Raw genomic sequence first — 18,923 nt, forward strand, 5'->3', positions numbered from 1 at the left:
AGAGGGGTTAGATTTTAGGTATGTCTGAGCTTGGGAGGATAAAGGTTCTCCTGTCTTCCGCCGAGAAGATAAGCAAAGAGCAGGATGTTGATAAACTCCTCGTTATGCTCTCCGACTTAACCAGAGAGGTGCTCGGCGTTGACAGGTGTAGCCTCTTCCTGCTGGACAGGGAAAGGAACGAACTCTGGACTAAGGTAGCCCACGGTGTTGACGAGATAAGGGTGCCGGCGGACAGGGGGATCGTAGGTTGGGTTGCTCAGAAGGGTGAGAGCCTTGTAGTTAACGACGCTTACTCGGACAACCGATTCAATCCAGAAGTTGATAGGGAAACCGGGTACAGAACCCAGAACATACTCGCCATACCCCTCTTTGACAAGAAAGGCAACATACTCGGTGTGTTCCAGGCTGTCAACAAGCTGAAGGGAAGCTTCTCCGGCGAGGATGTGGAACTCTTTACCCTCTTGGGAGGCTACGCCTCCTCAGCCATAGAGAACTCCATACTGCAGGCTAAGATAAAGGACGCTTACAGGGAAGCGGTGATGAGGTTATCCCACGCCGCTGAATACAAAGACCCGGAAACCTACAACCACATAGTCAGGGTCGGACTCTTCGCCCGCCTCATGGCTGAGAGGCTCGGGCTTGAGAAGGAGGTGCGCGACAGTATAATGCTCGCCGCTCCCATGCACGACATAGGCAAGATAGGGATCCCGGACGCCATACTTCTCAAAAAGGGAAAGCTCAACGACTGGGAGTGGGACGTCATGAAGAAGCATACGATAATAGGCTACGAGATCCTTAAAGATAGCTCCAGCGAGCTCCTCCAGATGGCAGCGCTGGTAGCCCTTGATCACCATGAGAGATGGGACGGAACCGGCTACCCTAACGGCAAGAAGGGGGAGGAGATAAGCCTCTGGGGAAGGATAACCTCGGTGGCGGATGTCTTTGATGCCCTGCTGTCCAAGAGACCTTACAAAGAGCCCTGGAGTCTTGAGAGAACCGTTGAGCACATGAACTCCATGAAGGGTAAACAGTTTGACCCTCAGCTCATAGAGCTCTTCTTCTCAAACCTTGAAGAGGTTGTGGACATAAGGGAGAAGTACAAGGACGAAGAGGTGCAGAGCAATTCTGGACAACAGGATTCCTGAAGCTATCAACCAACAGGGGTTTCTTTTAATGGCTCCGGGGGAGGGACTCGAACCCCCGACCAGGTGGTTAACAGCCACCCGCTCTGCCGGCTGAGCTACCCCGGATGCAGAACTTAAATTTTATCCCTGAAAGCCTTAAAAATCAAGGTCGTAATCCTCATCAGAGAAAGCCTCTTCCTCCTCAAATATCTCCTCCTCCGCCTCACCCACAGGGGTTGCAAGGGAGGCAAACTTGGCGAAGTCCTTTATAAAGGCGACCTTTATTATGCCCGTAGGTCCCTGCCTCTGCTTGGCAACTATTATCTCCGCTATACCCTTCTCCTCGGGAGAAGGGTTCTTCTTGTAGTACTCAGGTCTGTGTAGGAATATTATCAGGTCGGCGTCCTGCTCTATCTGACCCGACTCCCTCAGGTCTGCAAGCTGGGGACGCCTGTCGCTCCTGTGCTCAACCTGCCTTGAGAGCTGGGCGAGGGCGAGAACGGGGATTGAGAGCTCCTTTGCAAGAGCCTTTAGGTTCCTTGAGATCTCCGCAACCTCCTCCTGACGGGAGGACTTCCTCACAGCGGAGCGCAACATCTGAAGGTAGTCAACGGCGACGAACTCTATACCCTTCTCTTTCTTGAGCTTCCTCGCCTTAACCCTGAGCTCCGTAGTGGTAAGGGCAGGAGTGTCGTCTATGTATATCTCCGCCTTGGAGAGCTCAAGGGCTGCAGAAAGGAGCTTCTCCCTCTCGTCGTCGGTTATGAAGCCAGACCTCAACTTCTGTAGAGGGACTTCAGCCATGCTGGAGAGGAGCCTCATAACGAGCTGTTCCTTGCTCATCTCAAGGGAGAACACCGCAACGGGTTTCTCCTCGGTAAAGGCTACGTTACTTATTAGGGTCAGCATGAAGGAGGTCTTTCCCATGCCGGGTCTTGCGGCGAGCACCACCAGGTCTGCGGGGTGGAAGCCTGTCGTCATCATGTCAAGCTCCGTGAAGCCAGTAGATAGACCTGTGACGAGCCTTTCGGTTTTCCTGAACTGGTCTATCATGTCTATGACTTCACGGGCTACGTCCTTTATGTGATAGTAGTGGGTTACGGTGGTCTTCTCGGAGATCTCAAATATCTTGGACTGGGCAACCTCTATTATCGTGTTGAAATCCTGGAGCTCCTTGACATCCTTTATGAGGTTCATGGACAGGTCTAAGACAGCCCTCAGTCCCGACTTCTCCTTCACTATCCTGCAGGCTGTCTCAAGGGTGCTCAGGGGTGCTGCTTCCTCGTATATGCCCAGTATCCAGTCAAAGGGCAGCCTGTCCTCAAGACCCTCCTTCCTTATGTAGTCCCTGAGGACGACCTCGTCCCAGTTGTTGCCGTGCTCCTGCCAGAGCTTGAGGATTATGTTGAAGAGGAGCCTGTGCTCCTCTATGTAGAAGTCCTCCTCGTTCAGATACTCAAGAACGACGGGTATGTTGTCAGGATCGGCGAGCATCGTGCCGAGAACCGACCTCTCAGCAGCCTCGTCATGAGGAGGCTTTATGTTAAGGGAAAGCATACTTAATAAGTTAACCCTTTACGGCGGTGACCTCTATCTCTATCTGAGCACCCAGGGGAAGCTCCTTAACGCCAACGGTCACACGGGCTGGCTTGGGTTCCACCTCCTCAAAGAACCTCTCGTAGAGAGCGTTGAACTCTTTAAACCTTGATATGTCCGTCAGGTATATCACCACCTTTACCACATCAGCCTTGCCGTAGCCCGCCTCCCTAAGGATAGCCTCAACGTTGGCAAGAACCTGCCCTGCCTGTTCTTCAAAGCTTCCCTTAAGCTCGTTTGTCTTTGGATCAATACCTATCTGTCCCGATAGGTAGAGGGTGTTTCCAACCTCAATAGCCTGAGAGTACGGACCCACCGGTTTTGGTGCCCCTTCTGTGTAAACTGACTTCTTCATCCTCAGACTCAACTCCTTCCTTTGTTCTATGAATGTGAAGCCTTCTGGCTACCTTTACTATAAAACCATAGTATGAAAAAAGTCCCGACAAGCAGTGCAAAAGTCAAAACGAGCATTAGGGCAAGGTCACTCATCAGAAAACCTCCTTCATAGTCAGTATAAAGGCGACTATAAAACCACCAAATAGCAACCATCCGGACTGATTTTCTTGTATAACGAGGCTGACAACCGAGGCTATAAACAACCCTGCTGTTATGGCTTTGGAGATATCAATTAGGGAAGCAAGCGCTTTCCTCATAGGCAACTCAAAAGATTATAAAGGGAGGGAGGAGGGGCGGGGATGGAAGGATTTAATCTACGGGTTTGGCGTCTACAACGTCATCTCCACCCTCTTTCTTATCATCTCCTCCTGCCTGCTTGCCTGCACCCTCGTAGATCTGAGCACCTATCTTGGAGGATACATTAAGAACCTTATCCATTACGGACTTAACCTGCTCTATGTCCTGAGCCTCCTGCATTACCTTCTTGGCTTCCTCTATAACCTCCTGAGCCTCCTTGACCTGCTCTTCGGGGAGCTTTTCCTTGTTCTCGTTCACTATCTTCTCAAGGTTGTAGACCAGCTGATCAAGCTGGTTCTTGGTCTCTATCAGCTCCTTCTTCTTCCTGTCTTCCTCCGCGTGTGCCTCTGCCTCCTGAACCATCTTCTCTATCTCGTCCTGAGTGAGTCCCGAGGAGGGCTGTATCCTTATGGACTGCTCCTTGCCCGTTCCTAGGTCTTTAGCGGTAACGTGGAGTATTCCGTCCGCGTCTATATCAAAGCAGACCTCTATCTTGGGAACACCTCTGGGAGCGGGTGCTATTCCCGTCAGGAAGAACTTCCCGAGGGACTTGTTGTCCTTGGCAAGGGGTCTCTCGCCCTGGAGGACGTGTATCTCAACCTCAGTCTGGAAGTCCGCTGCGGTGGTGAAGACCTCACACTTCTTGTAGGGTATGGGCGTGTTTCTGGGTATCAAGGTGGTCATGACGCCACCGTAGGTCTCAACACCGAGAGATAGAGGTGTAACATCAACGAGGAGTATCTCCTTGACTTCTCCGGAGAGGACTCCAGCCTGTATAGCCGCACCGACCGCAACGACCTCGTCGGGGTTAACACCCTTGTGGGGCTCCTTACCGAAGAACTCCTTTATCTTCTGCTGGACGAGGGGTATCCTCGTTGAACCTCCTACGAGCACTATGTCGTCTATGTCCTGGGGGCTTAGCTTGGCGTCCTCAAGTGCCTTTTTGACTATGTCCATAGTCCTGTCTATGAGGTCCTTTATCATCTCCTCCAGTCTTGCCCTCGTTAGCTTCTTCTGGAGGTGGAGAGGCTGGTTGTTTGAGGGGTCTATGGTTATGAAGGGAAGGTTTATCTCGGTCTCAAGCTTGAAGGAGAGCTCCTTCTTAGCCTGTTCGGCTGCCTCCTTGAGCCTCTGGAGGGCTGTCTTGTCCTTTCTGAGGTCTATGTTCGTCTCCTTCTGGAACTCCTCTATGAGCCACTCCATTATCCTCTCGTCTATGTTGGCACCGCCGAGGTGGGTGTCTCCGGAGGTTGCCTTGACCTCTATAACTCCCTCTCCTCCTTCAAGTATGGATACGTCAAAGGTTCCGCCACCGAAGTCGTAGACGAGTATCTTCACGTCCGACTTCTTGTCCAGCCCGTAGGCGAGAGCCGCAGCGGTAGGCTCGTTCAGTATCCTGAGAACCTCAAGACCGGCTATCTTACCCGCGTCCTTGGTAGCTTGCCTCTGTCTCTCGTTGAAGTATGCTGGAACGGTTATAACAGCCTTGGTAATCTTCTCTCCAAGGTAGGCTTCCGCAGCCTCTTTTAGTTTTCTGAGAACGTGTGCTCCCACCTCCTCAGGTCTGACTATCTTACCCGCATTGGGAACGTCAAAGGCGGCATCGCCCTTGTCGTCAGCGACGACCTTGTAGGATACCCTCTTTGCCTCGTCCTTTACCTCCTCGTACTTCCTACCTATGAACCTCTTGGACTCGTAAACGGTGTTCTCAGGGTCAAGGACAGCTCTCCTCTTCGCAGGCTCTCCAACGAGAACCTCCTTCTCCTTAGTCCAGGAAACTACCGAAGGTGTAAGCCTTGCACCCTCCTGATTCTGTATGACCTGGGGTTCATCACCTATTATCAACGCAACAACGGAGTTTGTCGTTCCAAGGTCTATACCAAGAACCTTCTCCGCCATCTTTCACCACCTCCTTTCTTTTCTCTGGATTATTTTAAACCTTTAGTCTTTTTATGTCAAGTTTTATAAAAAGAGCTTTATTAACCTGCCAAAGGGCACACCCAATCCCCCGATTTTTCAGGGTCTTACAGGGGTGTTCGTCAGTCCTTCTTGACGACGGAGTCTATGAGCTTCTCAACGTCAAGTATCTCCATGAGCCCGTGCTCGGTCTGGGCGACGTGGCTCACGTAGGCGCTGTACCTGCCTATCATGGGGTTCGGTTCAAACCTGTCCTGGGGTATACGCACAACGCCCACTATGGTGTCAACGAGAACCCCAGCCTTGCCGTGGGAGGAGTCCAGAACAACTATCCTCGTAGGCTCGTTCTCCTCCGTGAGTTCAAGTATCTGCTTTAAAGACAGGACTGGGATTATCTCTCCCCTGAGGTTTATGACGCCGACTATGTAGCTCGGCGTGTAGGGGACTTTAACCGTGTCCAGTATCTTGGATATGGTGAGTATCTTCCTAAGGGGTATACCTATCAGCTCCTTCTCCAAGGATATACCAAGGAATTCTTCAATATCGGTGAGAGCCACATCGGGCTTGGTCTCACCAACGGGCATTATATCCGACATGTCTCCACCTCACACTAAGCTTAAAGTTCTCATCTCACGCTTAAGTATGCCGTCAAGGTCAAGTATGAGCACTACCTTACCGTCTCCCGTTATGGTCGCACCGGAAATTCCCTGAACCTCTCCTATTATCTTACCGAGGGGTTTTACAACCACCTCTTCGTCTCCGAAGAGGTCTTCTACCGTAAAGGCTACCTTCTGACTTCCCACCTGGGAGACTATCACGTATCCTACGTTTCCACCGCCCATCTCAAGGGCTTCTCCGAGGTTTATGAGGGGTATTGTCAGCTCTCTGAGTATGAGGACTTCCTTGCCCGATACGGTGGTTATCTGGGCGTCCTCGCCCTGTATTATCTCAAGCACGGAGTATATGGGTATGGCGAAGAGCCTTCCGTTCACGGAGACGAGGAGCGAACGTATTATTCCAACGGTGAGGGGGAAGGACAGGGTTATCCTCGTTCCCTTGCCCTGCTCCGTGTCAATATCTATAGTTCCCCTGAATGCTGAGACCGTGTTCATGACCACGTCCATCCCGACGCCCCTGCCCGAGACCTGAGAGACGCCTTCCGCTGTGGAGAATCCAGGGTGGAATATGAGGAAGAGTATGTCCTTCTCAGTCATCTTCTCAGCCCTGTCGGGTGAGATTATGCCCTTCTCAAGGGCTTTCTTCTTGACCTTCTCTACGTCTATTCCTCTTCCGTCGTCCGCTATCTCTATGAATATTCTATCTCCATGATAGTAGGCGCTCAGCTTGACCGTTCCCTTTCTGGGCTTACCCAGCCTCTCCCTCTCGTCCGGAGGCTCTATGCCGTGGTCAACGGCGTTCCTTATTAGGTGTATGAGGGGCTCCTCCAATTTCTCAAGGACGGTCTTGTCCATCTCGGCATCTTCACCCTCAAGGACGAGTTCCACCTCTTTACCGAGCATCCTTGCGAGGTCTCTCACGACCCTGGGGAACTTCTGGAAGAGTCTCTTTACGGGCTGCATCCTCGTCTTCATAACGGCGAGCTGGAGGTCTCCCACTATGCGGTCAAGGGAGGACATCACCGTCTCAAACTCGTCAACGGTCTTTGACTGGTACTCTTCGTAGAGCTTCTGGAAAACCCTAAGGAGCCTGTTCCTCTCAAGGACGAGCTCACCGACGAGGTTCATGAGATCCTCTATCTTGCTGACGTCTATCCTGAGAACCTTTTCACCTTCGGTCTTTATAGGTGGTTTCTTGGGCTCAGCTTTGGGTTCAGCCTTGGTTTGCTCCTGTCTTGGTTCTTCTTTGGGCTCCTCCTTAACCTCCTCTTCCTTAGCCACCTCCTCAGCGGGTTCTATTGCCGTCTCTTCGGGTTGAGGTGCCTCCTCCGGCGGTTTCTCTTCGGCTTTAGGGGCTTCCCCGCTGGCGACTATCCTGTCAAGCTCCTCTATAAGCTCCACAGGTCTCTCGTCGGGAGGTAGAAGTATTAGCTCCTCAAGTATGTCCTCTATGGGTCTGCCCTTAAGGTGTCCAAACCCGTACTTATCAAGAAGCTCATCTATGCCGGACTCTTCCTTCTTCTCCTGAGCTGAAGGTGCACCACCCTGCTCAAGCTCTCTGAGCTTCTTAACGAGCTCCTGGGGAGTTTCCACCTCTTCACCAGCCTCGTATCTGGGGAGGGCTGAGCGTATGAAGTCAACAGCCTCCAGGATCGCGTCGTTTATGTCAGGCGTAAGGGTAAGCTCTCCACTCCTGAGCTTTCCCAGAACATCCTCGGCAGCGTGAGCCACCTCAACTATCGCGTTCAGACCGAGGAAACCTGCACCTCCCTTCAGGGTGTGCATAGCCCTGAAGGTCGCGTTCAGAAGCTCTTCGTTCTGGGGGTCCTTCTCAAGTTCAAGGAGGTTCTCCTCAACCTTCTGGAGGTTGTCCTCGGCTTCAACGACAAACTCGTTGAAGATATCCCTCATGTCGTCGCTTATCATGACCCTTCTCCTTTAACGGCGAGGCTGTTAACCATCTCAAGGAGCTCCTCTGCATCAAACTTAACTATGAAGCCGTCGGCGTTCACCCTGAAGGCTCTCTGCCTGTTGGAGTCATCGCTGAGGGTCGTATTGACAACCACCGGCAGTCCCATGAGACCGACGGTCTCCTTTATCTTCTTCGTCAGGGTTAGTCCGTCCATGTTGGGCATCTCTATGTCGGTTATGACGAGCTGTATGTAGTCCGTTATAGCCTTACCCTCCTGCTTAGCCTTCTTGAGGTAATCGTTCAGAAGGTTCCAGGCTTCAAGCCCGTCCTCGGCGAGGATAACTTTGTGCCCTGCAGTTTCAAGTATGTCCTTGACTATCCTCCTCGCAACGGGGGAGTCCTCCGCTATGAGTATGGTCTTTGAGACCTTCGTCTTCTCAGCCTGCTCGTAAGCCTCCGCCTCGTGGAAGACCTTCAGGAGTCCTATGTCGTGGAGTATCCCCTCAAAGTCAAGGATTATTAAGAGCCCGTCCTCCGTGTCCACCACACCGGTTATCCTGCCACCCATCTTTTGGTTGAGCGTTTCAGGAGCCTTCTTTATATCCTTCCAGGTTATACGCCTTATCCTCTTGGCGTCGTGAACTATGACGCCCACGTTCTCCCTGAGGAACTCAAGGTGGAGCAAAAACTTCTTCCTCTCGGGGGGCTCGTGTATGCCCATCCACCTGGCAAGGCTTATGACGGGTATGAGCTTCCCCCTTATCTCAGCCATGCCCTCAACCTCTGGGGGCATGTTGGGTATCTTTGTTATCTCCGGCATCCTTAGAACTTCCCTGACCTTAGCCACGTTCACACCGAATATCCACTCGTAGACCCCTTCCTCCCTGTCCTCGTAGAGCCTGAAGTCAACTATCTCAAGTTCGTTTTTACCGGTTTCAAGGATATCGGGCAGAGCGCCCTTACTCTTTTCCGGAACCATCAGCATCCTCCACCTCTTGAAGAGCTTCTGCGAGCCTGTCAACTATCGTCTTGATCTCCTTAGAGAGCTTTGAGGTGTTGTCGGCAAGCTTCCTGAACTCTGAAGCGACCACGGCAAAGCCTTTACCCGATTCCCCAACTCTCGCGGCTTCTATCGCAGCGTTCAGGGCAAGGAGGTTTGACTGCTTGGCTATCTTCATAAGGCTCTCGGTTAGTTTAGAGAGCTCCTCCATGTACTTTCCACATTCCAAAGACTTCTCTTCAGCCATAACCCTGCCTCCATTCTACATTATAGGTCTTAATCGGTGCGTGAGCACTCAGCCTTCAACCTGTCAAGGTTGGAAACTATCTCGGAAGCCACCTCCTTCACCCTTAAGAGCTTCTCCGCCGCCTCCTGTTCGTTGCCGGCCTTCTTTAGCTCGTATATCTCCCTCGCGAGCCTGTGCAGTTCTATGTGGGGAGGCTCAATGGCTCTGAAGCTGTCAAGGTGCCCACAGTGCTCCTTACCCATGGAGTAGTACCACTTACCGAGGTAACACTGGGTATGGTCAACGAGTTCGGAGGGATCCATCTCAAGCTCACCCTCAACGAACTTAAGGAGCTTCAGCTTCCACATGTTGTGGGCTACCTTCGCCTTCTCTATGCTGAAGGCGTCAAGCTGGAACTTCTGCATGTCCTCAAGGAGTCCCTTCAACTTCTCCATGGTTTCGTTAGCGATATTCTTAAGCTCCCTCGCCCTGTCCTTGTCCTCATCGGCGAGCCTGCTGAGCTCCATGACAGACTGGGTGAGCTGGTTCGCGGTGCTTGACTCCTCTTCCCCTGCGGTTGCGAGCGCGGATATCCTTCCCTCAACCTCCTTTATCCTCTCCGCAAGCTCCGAGATGGCGTCGCTCGCCTTGTCGGAGACCTCCATGCCCCTCTGAACCGATTCAAGGATCTTGTGGACGAGGTCAACAGCCTTGCTGGTTGATTCACCTATTCCCTCAATTATCTCTATTATGTCCTTCGCCGACTCGGAGGTTCTCTCAGCCAGCTTCCTCACCTCGTCGGCGACCACCGCAAAACCCCTTCCTGCTTCTCCAGCCCTCGCAGCCTCTATGGCAGCGTTGAGAGAGAGCAGGCTCGTCTGCTCCGCTATGGAGTTTATCGTGCCCGTTATCTCCCCAATCCTCTCCACGGACTTGCTGAGCTCCCTTATAACTTCGGAGTACTTCTGGACGGACTCGTATATGTCCTTCATACCCGCTATGAGGGCGTCCAGAGTCTTGTGGCTCTCGTTGAAGGTGGAGTACATGGTCTCAACGAGGTTCTTTGCCTCAAGTATGTTGCCAGCGTTCTGCTGGACTATCATGGAGAACTCTTCTGCGGAGGTTGATATGGCGTTTATCTGTTCGTGTAACCTCTGGAGGTTCTTCTCCATGCCGTAGGCTATATCGGTTAGGACTATAGCCTTGTCGGTGAGGTCGCTTGAGCTGGAGAAGGTCTTGTTGAGCACCTCCTTGAGCTTTAAAACCATGTTGTTGAAATTTTTGTAAAGGTCTTCGTACTCGCCCTTTCTCACCTCTACGGATATGGTGAAGTCTCCCCTGCTCAGCTTTTCCATAGCCTCGGAGAGCTGCCTTATTACCTCCTCAACCTCTCTCGCCCTCTCCTCCATCTTGTCCTTCACGAGCTTCTTTAGTTCAACGTAGAAGTCGGAGAGATCCTTCATGGGGTCTTTCGCTTCCTCTATCCTGTCAATGTCAACACCAACGTCCTTGAGGAAGTCAAAGAAGAAGGCATCAAAGACGCTCTGCATGTCGTAGACGAACACCTTCACTATAGCCTTTATAGCCTTCTCCCTGAACCCTGGCTTGAACCTGAAGGCTCTCTGGAGGTACTTTATTACGAGCTCGGTGTATATGGCGTAGCTGCCTATGTACCACTTCATAGGGAGGTTCAGGACGTTGTGTATGGAACCTATCCTGAGCCTCCTCTCAAAGTAGGGGACTCCGAAGTTCCCCCCTCTCTTGGCTTCCTCAAATATGTCCAGGAAGTACTGGAGCTGGGTTCGCTCCACCTGAGCCCTGAGGGCTTCAAGGGTTATGCCCTTCCTCTGGGCAACCTTCTGCAAGAAGTCCCTCGTTTCGGGGAAGCTGAACTGGACGTCGTAAAACTCCTTGACTATCCTGGGTCCGTACTCTCGCGCCCAGGAGTAAAGCTGGGAGAGGGTTGATATATCTTCGGCAGAAAGACCCATAAACTCCTTCCTGAGCCTGAGGTTCTCCTCAGATATGCCGTAAGTTGTCAGTTGTCATTTATTAACCTCCTTCAAAACGCAATTAAATAATGTTATACAAAATCGGCAAAAGCTCTGCTATATTTAATCCCATGGCGGAGGAAGACTTCCTCTCTCAAGACGAGATAGACATGCTCCTTCAGAGCCTCGGAAAGGAGGAGGAGGAAGCAGAGGAGGAGGTAAAGTACAAACCCTTTGACATAAACGAGCTTGAGCGCATATCCCCCACGAGGCTGATAAAGCTTGAGCAGGTCATAAACCGGTGGATAGCGAGTGCGACCGCAGAGCTAAGAGGGATCATCTTCAACCTGGACAACATATCCCTCTCGGAGATAAAGACTGAGAAGATATCGGACTTCGTCCTGAAGATACCCCTGCCCGCGGCGATAGCGGTTCTTAACGTGGAAGCCCTGAACGGAAGGCTCTACATGGTCTTAGACACACGTCTCATATACACGATAATAAGCATAATCTTCGGTGGACCAGCTCAGCCTTACAAAGTGGAGGGCAAGAGCTTCACCAAGTTTGAGCAGAAGATAATAAACAACCTCGTAGAGGTTCTCGTGAGACACCTCAATACCGCATGGGTTGAGCTCATAAGGGAGGGTGAAGTCCAGTTCGTAGGCATAGAGGACAACCCCAGAAGACTCATAACCATAAGCAGGAACGAGATAGTGATCGTCATAACCCTTGAGGTGGAGATAGAGGGCTTCAAGGGATACGTCTATCTCGCCATACCGATGAAAACCATAGATCCCATAAAGGACATACTCAGAACGGCGGATACGGAGAGCGGTGACTTCAGAGATGTGATACTCAGCAACCTGATGGGCACACCTGTGCTCCTTGAAGCCATACTGCCTACGCTGGTCATGAACGTCCACGAGCTCCTTGAAATGAAGGAGGGAGACTTCATACCCCTTGACCCGAGGGCGACGGACTCCATAACGGTTAAGGTTGCGGGCGTTCCCATGTTCAAGGGGATACTCGGTGAGTCGGCGGGCAGGAAGGCTGTTAAAATAAAATCGTTCGTTGAGCTTCCCGTGAGAGGAGAGGAATGAAGGAACTTGAGGGGATAATAAAGGAGCTCATAACCAACGTAAAGGAGCTTGAGAGCGTTATAGAGGGCATCAAGAAGCCCGTTAGCGAAAGCTCCCAGCTCTTACCGGAGACAGCAAAGAACATAGAGGACGTTATGGTCTTCCTTGAGCAGACCTCCCACACCATAATGAACCTCCTGGAAAAGATAAACAAGAACTCTGACGCCATAGGGAAGGACGTGGAGTTCCTCCTGTCTCTAAACCCCATACCTAAGGTAAGGGAGAGGCTTGAGTCCATAAAGGAGAAAAACGACGATAACATAAACACCCTTTTGGAGCTGTACACCCACATGTCCTTCCACGACCTCGCGGGTCAGCAGTTGAAGACCGTCCTTCAGGTTCTTGAGAAGATAAAGAGCACGCTGCTGGACATAATAGTCTCCCAGGTTATCGCCGGTAAGGAGCTGAAGGAGGAGGAGGTCTCCGGTATAAAGGGCAAGGTGAGTGAGCTACTTTCCCAGGACAGGATAGACCAGGACGATGTGGATAAACTCCTTGAAGAGTTCGGTTTATAGGAGGAAGGAAAGATGCCGATGCCCCCAACCGACATAAAGATCCTCGTGGTTGACGACATGAGCACCATGAGGAGGATTATAAGGACTATACTCAACCAGCTCGGCTACTCAAACATAGAGGAGGCCGAGAACGGCAAACAGGCTCTCGCAAAGCTGAAGAAGGAAAAGTTTGACTTCGTGGTCACAGACTGGAACATGCCCGAGATGGACGGGCTATCGCTCGTGAAGGCTATAAGGAGTGACGACGAGCTAAAGCACATTCCCGTGCTGATGGTCACAGCGGAGGCGAAGAAGGAGAACGTCATGGAAGCTCTCAAGGCGGGGGTGAACAACTACATAGTCAAACCTTTCACACCGGAGGTTCTCAAGGAGAAGATGGAAAAGGTGTTTAAGTGAGGAAAGTGTATGTTCTGGGGTGGTAAGGAGAAGATAAAGAAACTGGAGGAGGAGCTCGCGGGGTGTAAGGAGGAGAACCTTCTCCTGAGGGAGCTCATGAACCTCATGGAGGAGGGGGTCGTCCTCTTTGATAACGGGAAGATCCGCTTCATGAACGAAAAAGCCAAGGAGCTCCTGGGGGAGAGGTCTATCAGGGAGCTACCTACGGAAGATATAGAGGTGGTCGCCCAGAGGTCAACCTTCATCGTCTTCAAGAAAAAAGAGAAGCCTGCCGAGGAGAAGGCTGAAGAACCGGAGAAACCTAACGGTAAGTGTATAGAGGACATAATGGCTCAGATAGAGCCCCTTATTGAGGAACTGAACCGGCTCTCCTCCCAGTCTGCGGCGAGCTTCACGGAGCTGGACGAGGTCGCCAGGATAGTTACCAACGGGCTATCAATAGTTCAGGAGATGAACGAAGCTGTCAAGAAAACGGAGGAGTCCTTGAGGAAGGATATGGAGATAATAAACGAGCTCACACGCCAGTCGGAGAACATAATAAAGATACTCTCCCTCATAAACGAGATATCGGAACAGACAAACCTCTTGGCTCTGAACGCCGCCATAGAGGCGGCGAGGGCTGGAGAGGTGGGAAGGGGTTTTGCGGTGGTTGCCGACGAGGTCAGGAGGCTCGCGAGCAAGACGATGGAGTTCACGGACAACATAGACAGCGTTTTAAAGGAGATAGACAGAAAGATAAACGACGCAAAGAGACACATAGAGGAGGTGGCACGGGAGGCAGACCTTCAGAAGGAGCAGTCCTCCAACGTTGAAGAGCTCTTCTACTTAGTCCAGTACAGGATGGAGGCTCTGAAGAGCAAGTACGAGGAGGTAGCATCCAACTTAGAGTCCCTTATGAACATCATGCAGGATACAAAGAGAATGATAGAAGCCCGGCTCTCCGAGGGAGGCTGATGAGCTCCTTTTGCAGGAAGGTCATTGAGTACATGTATGAGAACAGGTTGAATCAGTTCATATCCTCCTTTTACGAGCTCTACCAGAAGTACAGAGACCTCGGGGAGGAGGACTTCCTTAGGGAGTGGTTCCACCGCTCCATAATAAGGGACCTCGTGTACTACTTCCCGCCCTCTACCCTGATAACCTCCTTTGAGGAGTTTCAGAGCTCAAGGGGACACCTCCTGAGAACCTACGTGAAGACCTACTGGGGTTTCTGCCAGAACCCGAAGAAACACCCCGTAAAGATTGAGGAGGCTATGGAGTTCTTCGGGCTGAAGGAGCTGACAGAGAACAAACTGAAGGTTCGCTACAGAAGGCTCGTGAGGGAGCACCACCCGGACAGGGTCGGCAAAAGTAGGGAAGCCCACACTATGATGGTGAAGATAAACTATTACTATCAGATTCTCAGGAGGTACTTGAGTGACAGACGCAACCAAGCTCTTCAGGTCGGGTAAGAGGTACAGAGGGTTTGTAAGCTTAAACGGAGGCTCCCTTCCCGTCACCTTCACCGCCTATGTCGTAAACACAAGAGAGGTTAAGCTCAAGTATATATTCCCGAGCAAGCTCTTTGACAAGTTCACCGAGGGAACAGTTCTGTACGTTTTAATAGAGGACGAAGACAGGCTCATAGGTGAGCTAAGGATCACGAAGAAGGATGTGGAAAAGAAGGTTCTTCTGGCATCCCTTGACTTTACAACCAAGGATAAACGGAAGCTCCCACGCATACTCGTCAAGGGCATTCTGGATATAAGCGCAAAGGTTCACTGCGGGGACGCTCAGGTGGAAGGAAAGGTGGTGGACATAAGCATGGCTTCCATGAGCCTGGAAGCAAACGAGAGTATAGAGGAGCAGGAGTGTGAGGTTGAGCTAACATACAGAGGCAGGAAGACAAAGGTAAAGGGCAAGGTTGTCAGGAGCGACGGCAACAGCATAGTGATAGAGTTTCTGGAGGGCAACCACGAAATAACCAACTTCCTAAGCAGGATATACTCGGACGTCCTCCTGAAGACCCAGAGGGAAGACTAAGGCTTAAGGAGCTTCTTTCCTCTCCCCTTCAATATCCTAAGCTCCGCCCTCTCAACTGCCAGGGCTTCTTCAGGAACGTCCTTGGTGACAACCGAGCCTCCGGCTACGTAGGCGAAGTCACCCAGCTTTATGGGTGCCACAAGAAGGGAGTTACTCCCCACGAAGACGTTCTTGCCTATCTCCGTTCTGTGCTTCTTCCTGCCGTCATAGTTTGCAGTAACAACCCCTGCACCCACGTTGGTGCCGTCCCCCACCTCTGCGTCACCTATGTAGGCGAGGTGTTTCGCCTTGACCCTCTTACCGAAAGTGCTCCTCTTCACCTCAACGAAGTTACCCACCTCGCTCTTCTCGCCTACCCTCGTCCTCTCCCTGATGTGGGCGTAAGGTCCCACCTTAGCTCCACGTTCCACCTTACTCTTCTCTATGACAGAATACGGTTCTACCACCACGTTCTCTGAGAGCTCAGAGTCGCGTACGACGGCTCCGGTCTTTACCACCACCCCCTCCGATAGCCTGGTTCTGCCCTTCAGAAAGACGTTCGGGTAAACCTCCACGTTCTTAGAGAGCGAAACGTCCGGCTCAATCCAAACGGTCTCCGGTATGTGGAAGGTCACTCCCCTCTGAGCCCAGTACTTTATGAGCTTAAGCCTGAGTATGTTCTCCGCGAAGCTCAATTCCCACCTGGTATTCACCCCCAGAACCTCCGTGGGGTCTGAAGCCATAAAACTCCTTATCTCATACCCCTTGGAGACCATGTAGTCCACCACGTCGGTAAGGTAGAGTTCCCCCGTTGCCTCACTGGGCTTTATCTTGAAGAGGGCTTCAAGCAGGTAGGGAATGTAAAAGATGTAAACCCCTCCGTTCACCTCTCTTATGTTTCTCTCCTGAGGCGTGGCGTCCTTCTCCTCAACTATCCTGAGTATCCTGTCCGTTCCCTCCTCCTTAACTATCCTTCCGTAACCCGTAGGGTCCTGGAGAACCGAGGTCAGGACGACCCCGGCGAGCTCAACCTTCTCATACTCTTCAACGAGAGTGAGAAAGCGCTGCATGTTCTTTATGGTGTCAGAGGTGACGAGAGGAGAGTCGCCGTTTATGATAAGGAGGTAATCCTCCGCGTTCCTCCAGAAGTCAACGGACGCGAGCACCGCATCGGCGGTTCCACCCTTAGGGTTCTCCTGAACGAAGTAGGCGAACTCATCACCAAAGGTTTTCTTGACCTCTTCAGCCCCGTGTCCCACGACAACGGCTATGTCCTCTATACCGCCCTGCCTAACCGTGTTCAGGACGTACCATAGCATTGGCTTACCGAGTATCTCATGGAGAACCTTCGGTTTATCACTCTTAAAGCGTGTCCCCTTACCCGCAGCGAGCACAACCGCCTTCATTCCCCTTCCTCCTTAGGCTTTAGCATCCTTGGAAACTCCTCTCTTGGAGCTCTCTATAAAGCTCACGAGCAACTCCACGTCCTCGTTACCTTTGAACTCCTTCCTCAGCAACTCTATAGCCTCCTTCTTCAGCAGGTTGCTCCTGAAGAGTATTCTGTAGGCTTTCTTTATAGCCATTATCCTCTCCTTTGAGAAACCTCTCCTCTGCAGACCCACCGTATTTACACCGTAGAGCTCCGCATGCTGACCTGAAGCCCTCGTGAAGGGAGGGACGTCCAGGGATACCCCCGTGAGCCCACCTACCATGGCGTAAGCACCTATCCTCGCCCACTGGTGGACTGCCGAGAGTCCCCCTATAAAGGTGTACTCTCCAACCTCAACGTGTCCCCCGAGGGTCGCACAGTTTGCCATTATCACCCCCTTACCCACAACACAGTCGTGGGCTACATGGGAGTAAGCCATCAGCATGACGTCGTCACCTATAACGGTCTTCATTTTGTCTATCTTTGTGCCCCTGTGAATCGTGACGTACTCCCTTATCAGAACGTTGTTTCCTATGATTACCTCGCTCTCCTCCCCTTCGTACTTGAGGTGTTGTGGGTCTTCTCCTATAACGGCTCCCTCGTATATCCGGCAGTTCTCTCCTATCCTCGTCTTTCCCTTTATCGTCACCCTGTTGCCTACCCTGGTTCCCCTGCCTATCTCAACATCACCCTCTATAACACAGAAGGCTCCTATCTCAACGTCTTCACCGAGCTTTACCTTGTCTCCTACCACGCTTGTAGGGTGTATCTTCATGCTTCCTCCTCAAGGATAAGTTTCCTTAGGTTATTTAATGCTACCTGAGAGGATAGAAATCTGTTGGGATTTCTACCCACGCCGAACACCCTCTCGTCAACGTGCACCCTGTCTCTGTAATAGACACCCACGTATGTAAGCCCTTCGGGCTTGCTCTCTGAACCCCCGGGACCGGCTATGCCGGTTATGGCTATACCTGAGGTCGTCCCGAACCTCTCCTTTAACCCTTTGAGCATCTCCCTGCAGGTCTCTTCAGACACAGCTCCGAAGTTTCTCAGGGTTTCCTCTCCAACTCCCAGCAGTTCCACCTTCAGCTCGTTGGAATAGACCACGACACCGCCCACGAAGTACTCGGAACTGCCGGGGACGTTCACAAGTCTCGCCGAGACGAGTCCGGCGGTGCAGCTCTCAGCGGTGCTTAGGGTCTCTCCCCTTTCCTTCAGGAGCTTCCCAACAACGTTCTCAAGGGGAGAGCCGTCCTCCGAATAAATGAACTCAGAGAGCTCCTTCCTCGCCCTATCCCAGTTTTCCTTATCCTCAAAGATTATGTCCACACCCGCAAGGGTAATTTCAAGCTTAAAATCAAGACCCCTGAGCCTTACCTCCACTTCCTCGGGAGAGAGGTCAAAGGTTCTCAGCAGGTAAAGGTTCGTGTAAGACTTTTCCTCAGAGAGACAAACTTCACACTCCATATCCTCTAAGGGAGTATTATATAACCATGGACTTTGACCCCCAGAGATACCCAAAGCCTCCACAGGTTCCCAAGGGGCTTATGGCTTTAGGTGCCCTCGCTGTTGCGGTGGTCCTTCTCGTGCTGCTCTCAAACCCCTTCGTTGTTGTGCCGAGCGGATACGTGGGTGTTAAGCTCACCCTCGGGAAGGCGAGTCCTGACGAGCTCAAACCGGGTCTGCACCTGATAATACCCTTCATACAGAGGGTTGAGAAGATGTCTGTGAGGACCCACAGCTATGACCTCACGGGTTCCAACTCAATAAACGCTTTGTCCAGGGACGGGCTCACGATAAACGTGGAGCTTACAACCCTCTACAAGATAATGCCCGACAAGGCTGCGGAGATATACATAGAGTACGGCCTCCTTTACGAAGACAGGATAATAAAGCCCGTTATACGTTCCTCCGTTAGAGACGTTATAGCCACCCTTGACAGCGCCCAGGTCTACCAGGAGAGGGCTCTCATACAGGAGAAGATAGCCCAGCAGGTCAGGAGCGAGCTTGAGAAGAGGTTCATAATGCTGGACGAGATACTCATAAGGGACATAAAACTCCCCAGAAAGGTGGTGGAAGCTATAGAGCAGAAGAGGAGAGCCCTTGAGGAAGCCCAGAGGATGAAGTTCCTCGTTGAGAAGGAGAAGCTTGAGGCAGAGAGGAAGAAGATAGAGGCGAAGGGTATAGCGGAGGCAAACAGGATAATAGCGGGCTCCTTAACCAAGGAATACCTGATGTGGAAGTTTCTTGAGAACATAAAGGTCTATGCGGAGAGCCCTAACAACACGATAATCCTCATACCCTACGATACGAAGATGACCCCTATAATTCAGCTTCCTGAGCCTAAGGGGAAGAGATAAGGTTAGC

Annotated in this window: 20 protein-coding genes and 1 tRNA gene; 8 read left to right on the forward strand and 13 right to left on the reverse strand. The window is 51.7% G+C overall.

Going from position 1 to position 18,923, the window contains the following annotated elements; translation table 11 throughout:
* Positions 1-20: 20 nt before the first annotated feature.
* Entirely contained in the window at positions 21-1,145 is a 1,125-nt protein-coding gene (locus HG1285_RS10225) for an HD domain-containing phosphohydrolase (protein ID WP_008287283.1), read from the forward strand.
* A gap of 29 nt (positions 1,146-1,174) precedes the next feature.
* Here the strand turns inward: HG1285_RS10225 and HG1285_RS10220 are convergent.
* From HG1285_RS10220 to HG1285_RS10180, 10 genes are all read right to left on the reverse strand, one after another.
* A tRNA-Asn gene (locus HG1285_RS10220) sits at positions 1,175-1,250 on the reverse strand.
* A gap of 30 nt (positions 1,251-1,280) precedes the next feature.
* The gene (gene dnaB, locus HG1285_RS10215; RefSeq protein WP_008287284.1) at positions 1,281-2,681 is read right to left on the reverse strand and encodes a replicative DNA helicase; all 1,401 of its coding nucleotides are present in this window, start codon (positions 2,679-2,681) and stop codon (positions 1,281-1,283) included.
* 10 nt (positions 2,682-2,691) lie between these two features.
* Positions 2,692-3,075 (reverse strand): Rid family detoxifying hydrolase, encoded by a 384-nt coding sequence (locus tag HG1285_RS10210; RefSeq protein WP_008287285.1) that lies wholly within the window; start codon positions 3,073-3,075, stop codon positions 2,692-2,694.
* A 133-nt stretch (positions 3,076-3,208) separates the two neighbouring features.
* Positions 3,209-3,373 carry a hypothetical protein gene (locus HG1285_RS19450; RefSeq protein ID WP_008287287.1) on the reverse strand — a complete coding sequence of 55 codons (165 nt, stop codon included), beginning with the start codon at positions 3,371-3,373 and terminating at the stop codon, positions 3,209-3,211.
* A gap of 52 nt (positions 3,374-3,425) precedes the next feature.
* Positions 3,426-5,312, reverse strand: a complete 1,887-nt coding sequence (gene dnaK, locus HG1285_RS10205; RefSeq protein ID WP_008287288.1) for a molecular chaperone DnaK — start codon at positions 5,310-5,312, stop codon at positions 3,426-3,428.
* Positions 5,313-5,452: 140 nt separating this feature from the next.
* The gene (locus HG1285_RS10200; RefSeq protein WP_008287289.1) at positions 5,453-5,926 is read right to left on the reverse strand and encodes a chemotaxis protein CheW; all 474 of its coding nucleotides are present in this window, start codon (positions 5,924-5,926) and stop codon (positions 5,453-5,455) included.
* A 9-nt stretch (positions 5,927-5,935) separates the two neighbouring features.
* The gene (locus HG1285_RS10195; RefSeq protein ID WP_008287290.1) at positions 5,936-7,873 is read right to left on the reverse strand and encodes a chemotaxis protein CheA; all 1,938 of its coding nucleotides are present in this window, start codon (positions 7,871-7,873) and stop codon (positions 5,936-5,938) included.
* Positions 7,870-8,838, reverse strand: coding sequence for a chemotaxis protein (locus HG1285_RS10190; RefSeq protein ID WP_008287291.1), 969 nt, complete (start codon positions 8,836-8,838; stop codon positions 7,870-7,872). Before HG1285_RS10190 ends, HG1285_RS10195 begins: the two co-directional genes overlap by 4 nt.
* On the reverse strand, positions 8,819-9,106 hold the full coding sequence (locus HG1285_RS20225) for a methyl-accepting chemotaxis protein (protein WP_008287292.1): 288 nt from the start codon (positions 9,104-9,106) through the stop codon (positions 8,819-8,821). The genes HG1285_RS10190 and HG1285_RS20225 overlap by 20 nt, the downstream gene beginning before the upstream one ends.
* Before the next feature lie 29 nt (positions 9,107-9,135).
* The gene (locus HG1285_RS10180) at positions 9,136-11,127 is read right to left on the reverse strand and encodes a methyl-accepting chemotaxis protein (protein WP_343122630.1); all 1,992 of its coding nucleotides are present in this window, start codon (positions 11,125-11,127) and stop codon (positions 9,136-9,138) included.
* A gap of 38 nt (positions 11,128-11,165) precedes the next feature.
* Here HG1285_RS10180 and HG1285_RS10175 point away from each other — a divergent pair, with 38 nt between their 5' ends.
* The 6 genes from HG1285_RS10175 to HG1285_RS10155 are packed head-to-tail and all read left to right on the forward strand — an operon-like array spanning position 11,166 to position 15,148.
* Complete coding sequence (locus HG1285_RS10175) at positions 11,166-12,176, forward strand: FliM/FliN family flagellar motor switch protein (protein WP_083793056.1); 1,011 nt, start codon at positions 11,166-11,168, stop codon at positions 12,174-12,176.
* The gene (locus HG1285_RS10170; RefSeq protein ID WP_008287295.1) at positions 12,173-12,730 is read left to right on the forward strand and encodes a protein phosphatase CheZ; all 558 of its coding nucleotides are present in this window, start codon (positions 12,173-12,175) and stop codon (positions 12,728-12,730) included. Before HG1285_RS10175 ends, HG1285_RS10170 begins: the two co-directional genes overlap by 4 nt.
* A 12-nt stretch (positions 12,731-12,742) precedes the next feature.
* Positions 12,743-13,126, forward strand: coding sequence for a chemotaxis response regulator CheY (locus tag HG1285_RS10165; protein ID WP_008287296.1), 384 nt, complete (start codon positions 12,743-12,745; stop codon positions 13,124-13,126).
* 9 nt (positions 13,127-13,135) lie between these two features.
* Positions 13,136-14,080, forward strand: a complete 945-nt coding sequence (locus HG1285_RS10160) for a methyl-accepting chemotaxis protein (RefSeq protein ID WP_008287297.1) — start codon at positions 13,136-13,138, stop codon at positions 14,078-14,080.
* Positions 14,080-14,577: a J domain-containing protein gene (locus HG1285_RS18765; RefSeq protein ID WP_008287298.1), complete on the forward strand. Its 498-nt coding sequence runs from the start codon at positions 14,080-14,082 to the stop codon at positions 14,575-14,577. The genes HG1285_RS10160 and HG1285_RS18765 overlap by 1 nt, the downstream gene beginning before the upstream one ends.
* Positions 14,543-15,148 carry a PilZ domain-containing protein gene (locus HG1285_RS10155; protein WP_008287299.1) on the forward strand — a complete coding sequence of 202 codons (606 nt, stop codon included), beginning with the start codon at positions 14,543-14,545 and terminating at the stop codon, positions 15,146-15,148. Before HG1285_RS18765 ends, HG1285_RS10155 begins: the two co-directional genes overlap by 35 nt.
* Here HG1285_RS10155 and glmU read toward each other — a convergent pair.
* From glmU to HG1285_RS10140, 3 genes are read right to left on the reverse strand one after another with little or no spacing between them, the layout of a single operon-like run.
* Complete coding sequence (gene glmU, locus HG1285_RS10150; RefSeq protein ID WP_008287300.1) at positions 15,145-16,533, reverse strand: bifunctional UDP-N-acetylglucosamine diphosphorylase/glucosamine-1-phosphate N-acetyltransferase GlmU; 1,389 nt, start codon at positions 16,531-16,533, stop codon at positions 15,145-15,147. The genes HG1285_RS10155 and glmU overlap by 4 nt on opposite strands.
* A 12-nt stretch (positions 16,534-16,545) precedes the next feature.
* Entirely contained in the window at positions 16,546-17,331 is a 786-nt protein-coding gene (lpxA, locus tag HG1285_RS10145) for an acyl-ACP--UDP-N-acetylglucosamine O-acyltransferase (protein ID WP_008287301.1), read from the reverse strand.
* The gene (locus HG1285_RS10140) at positions 17,328-18,023 is read right to left on the reverse strand and encodes a nicotinamide-nucleotide amidohydrolase family protein (RefSeq protein ID WP_008287302.1); all 696 of its coding nucleotides are present in this window, start codon (positions 18,021-18,023) and stop codon (positions 17,328-17,330) included. Before HG1285_RS10140 ends, lpxA begins: the two co-directional genes overlap by 4 nt.
* A 26-nt stretch (positions 18,024-18,049) precedes the next feature.
* On the opposite strand from HG1285_RS10140, the gene HG1285_RS10135 reads away from it, so the two are divergent.
* Entirely contained in the window at positions 18,050-18,916 is an 867-nt protein-coding gene (locus HG1285_RS10135) for a prohibitin family protein (RefSeq protein WP_008287303.1), read from the forward strand.
* The last annotated feature ends 7 nt before the right edge of the window (positions 18,917-18,923 follow it).

It is taken from the genome of Hydrogenivirga sp. 128-5-R1-1, from assembly GCF_000171895.1.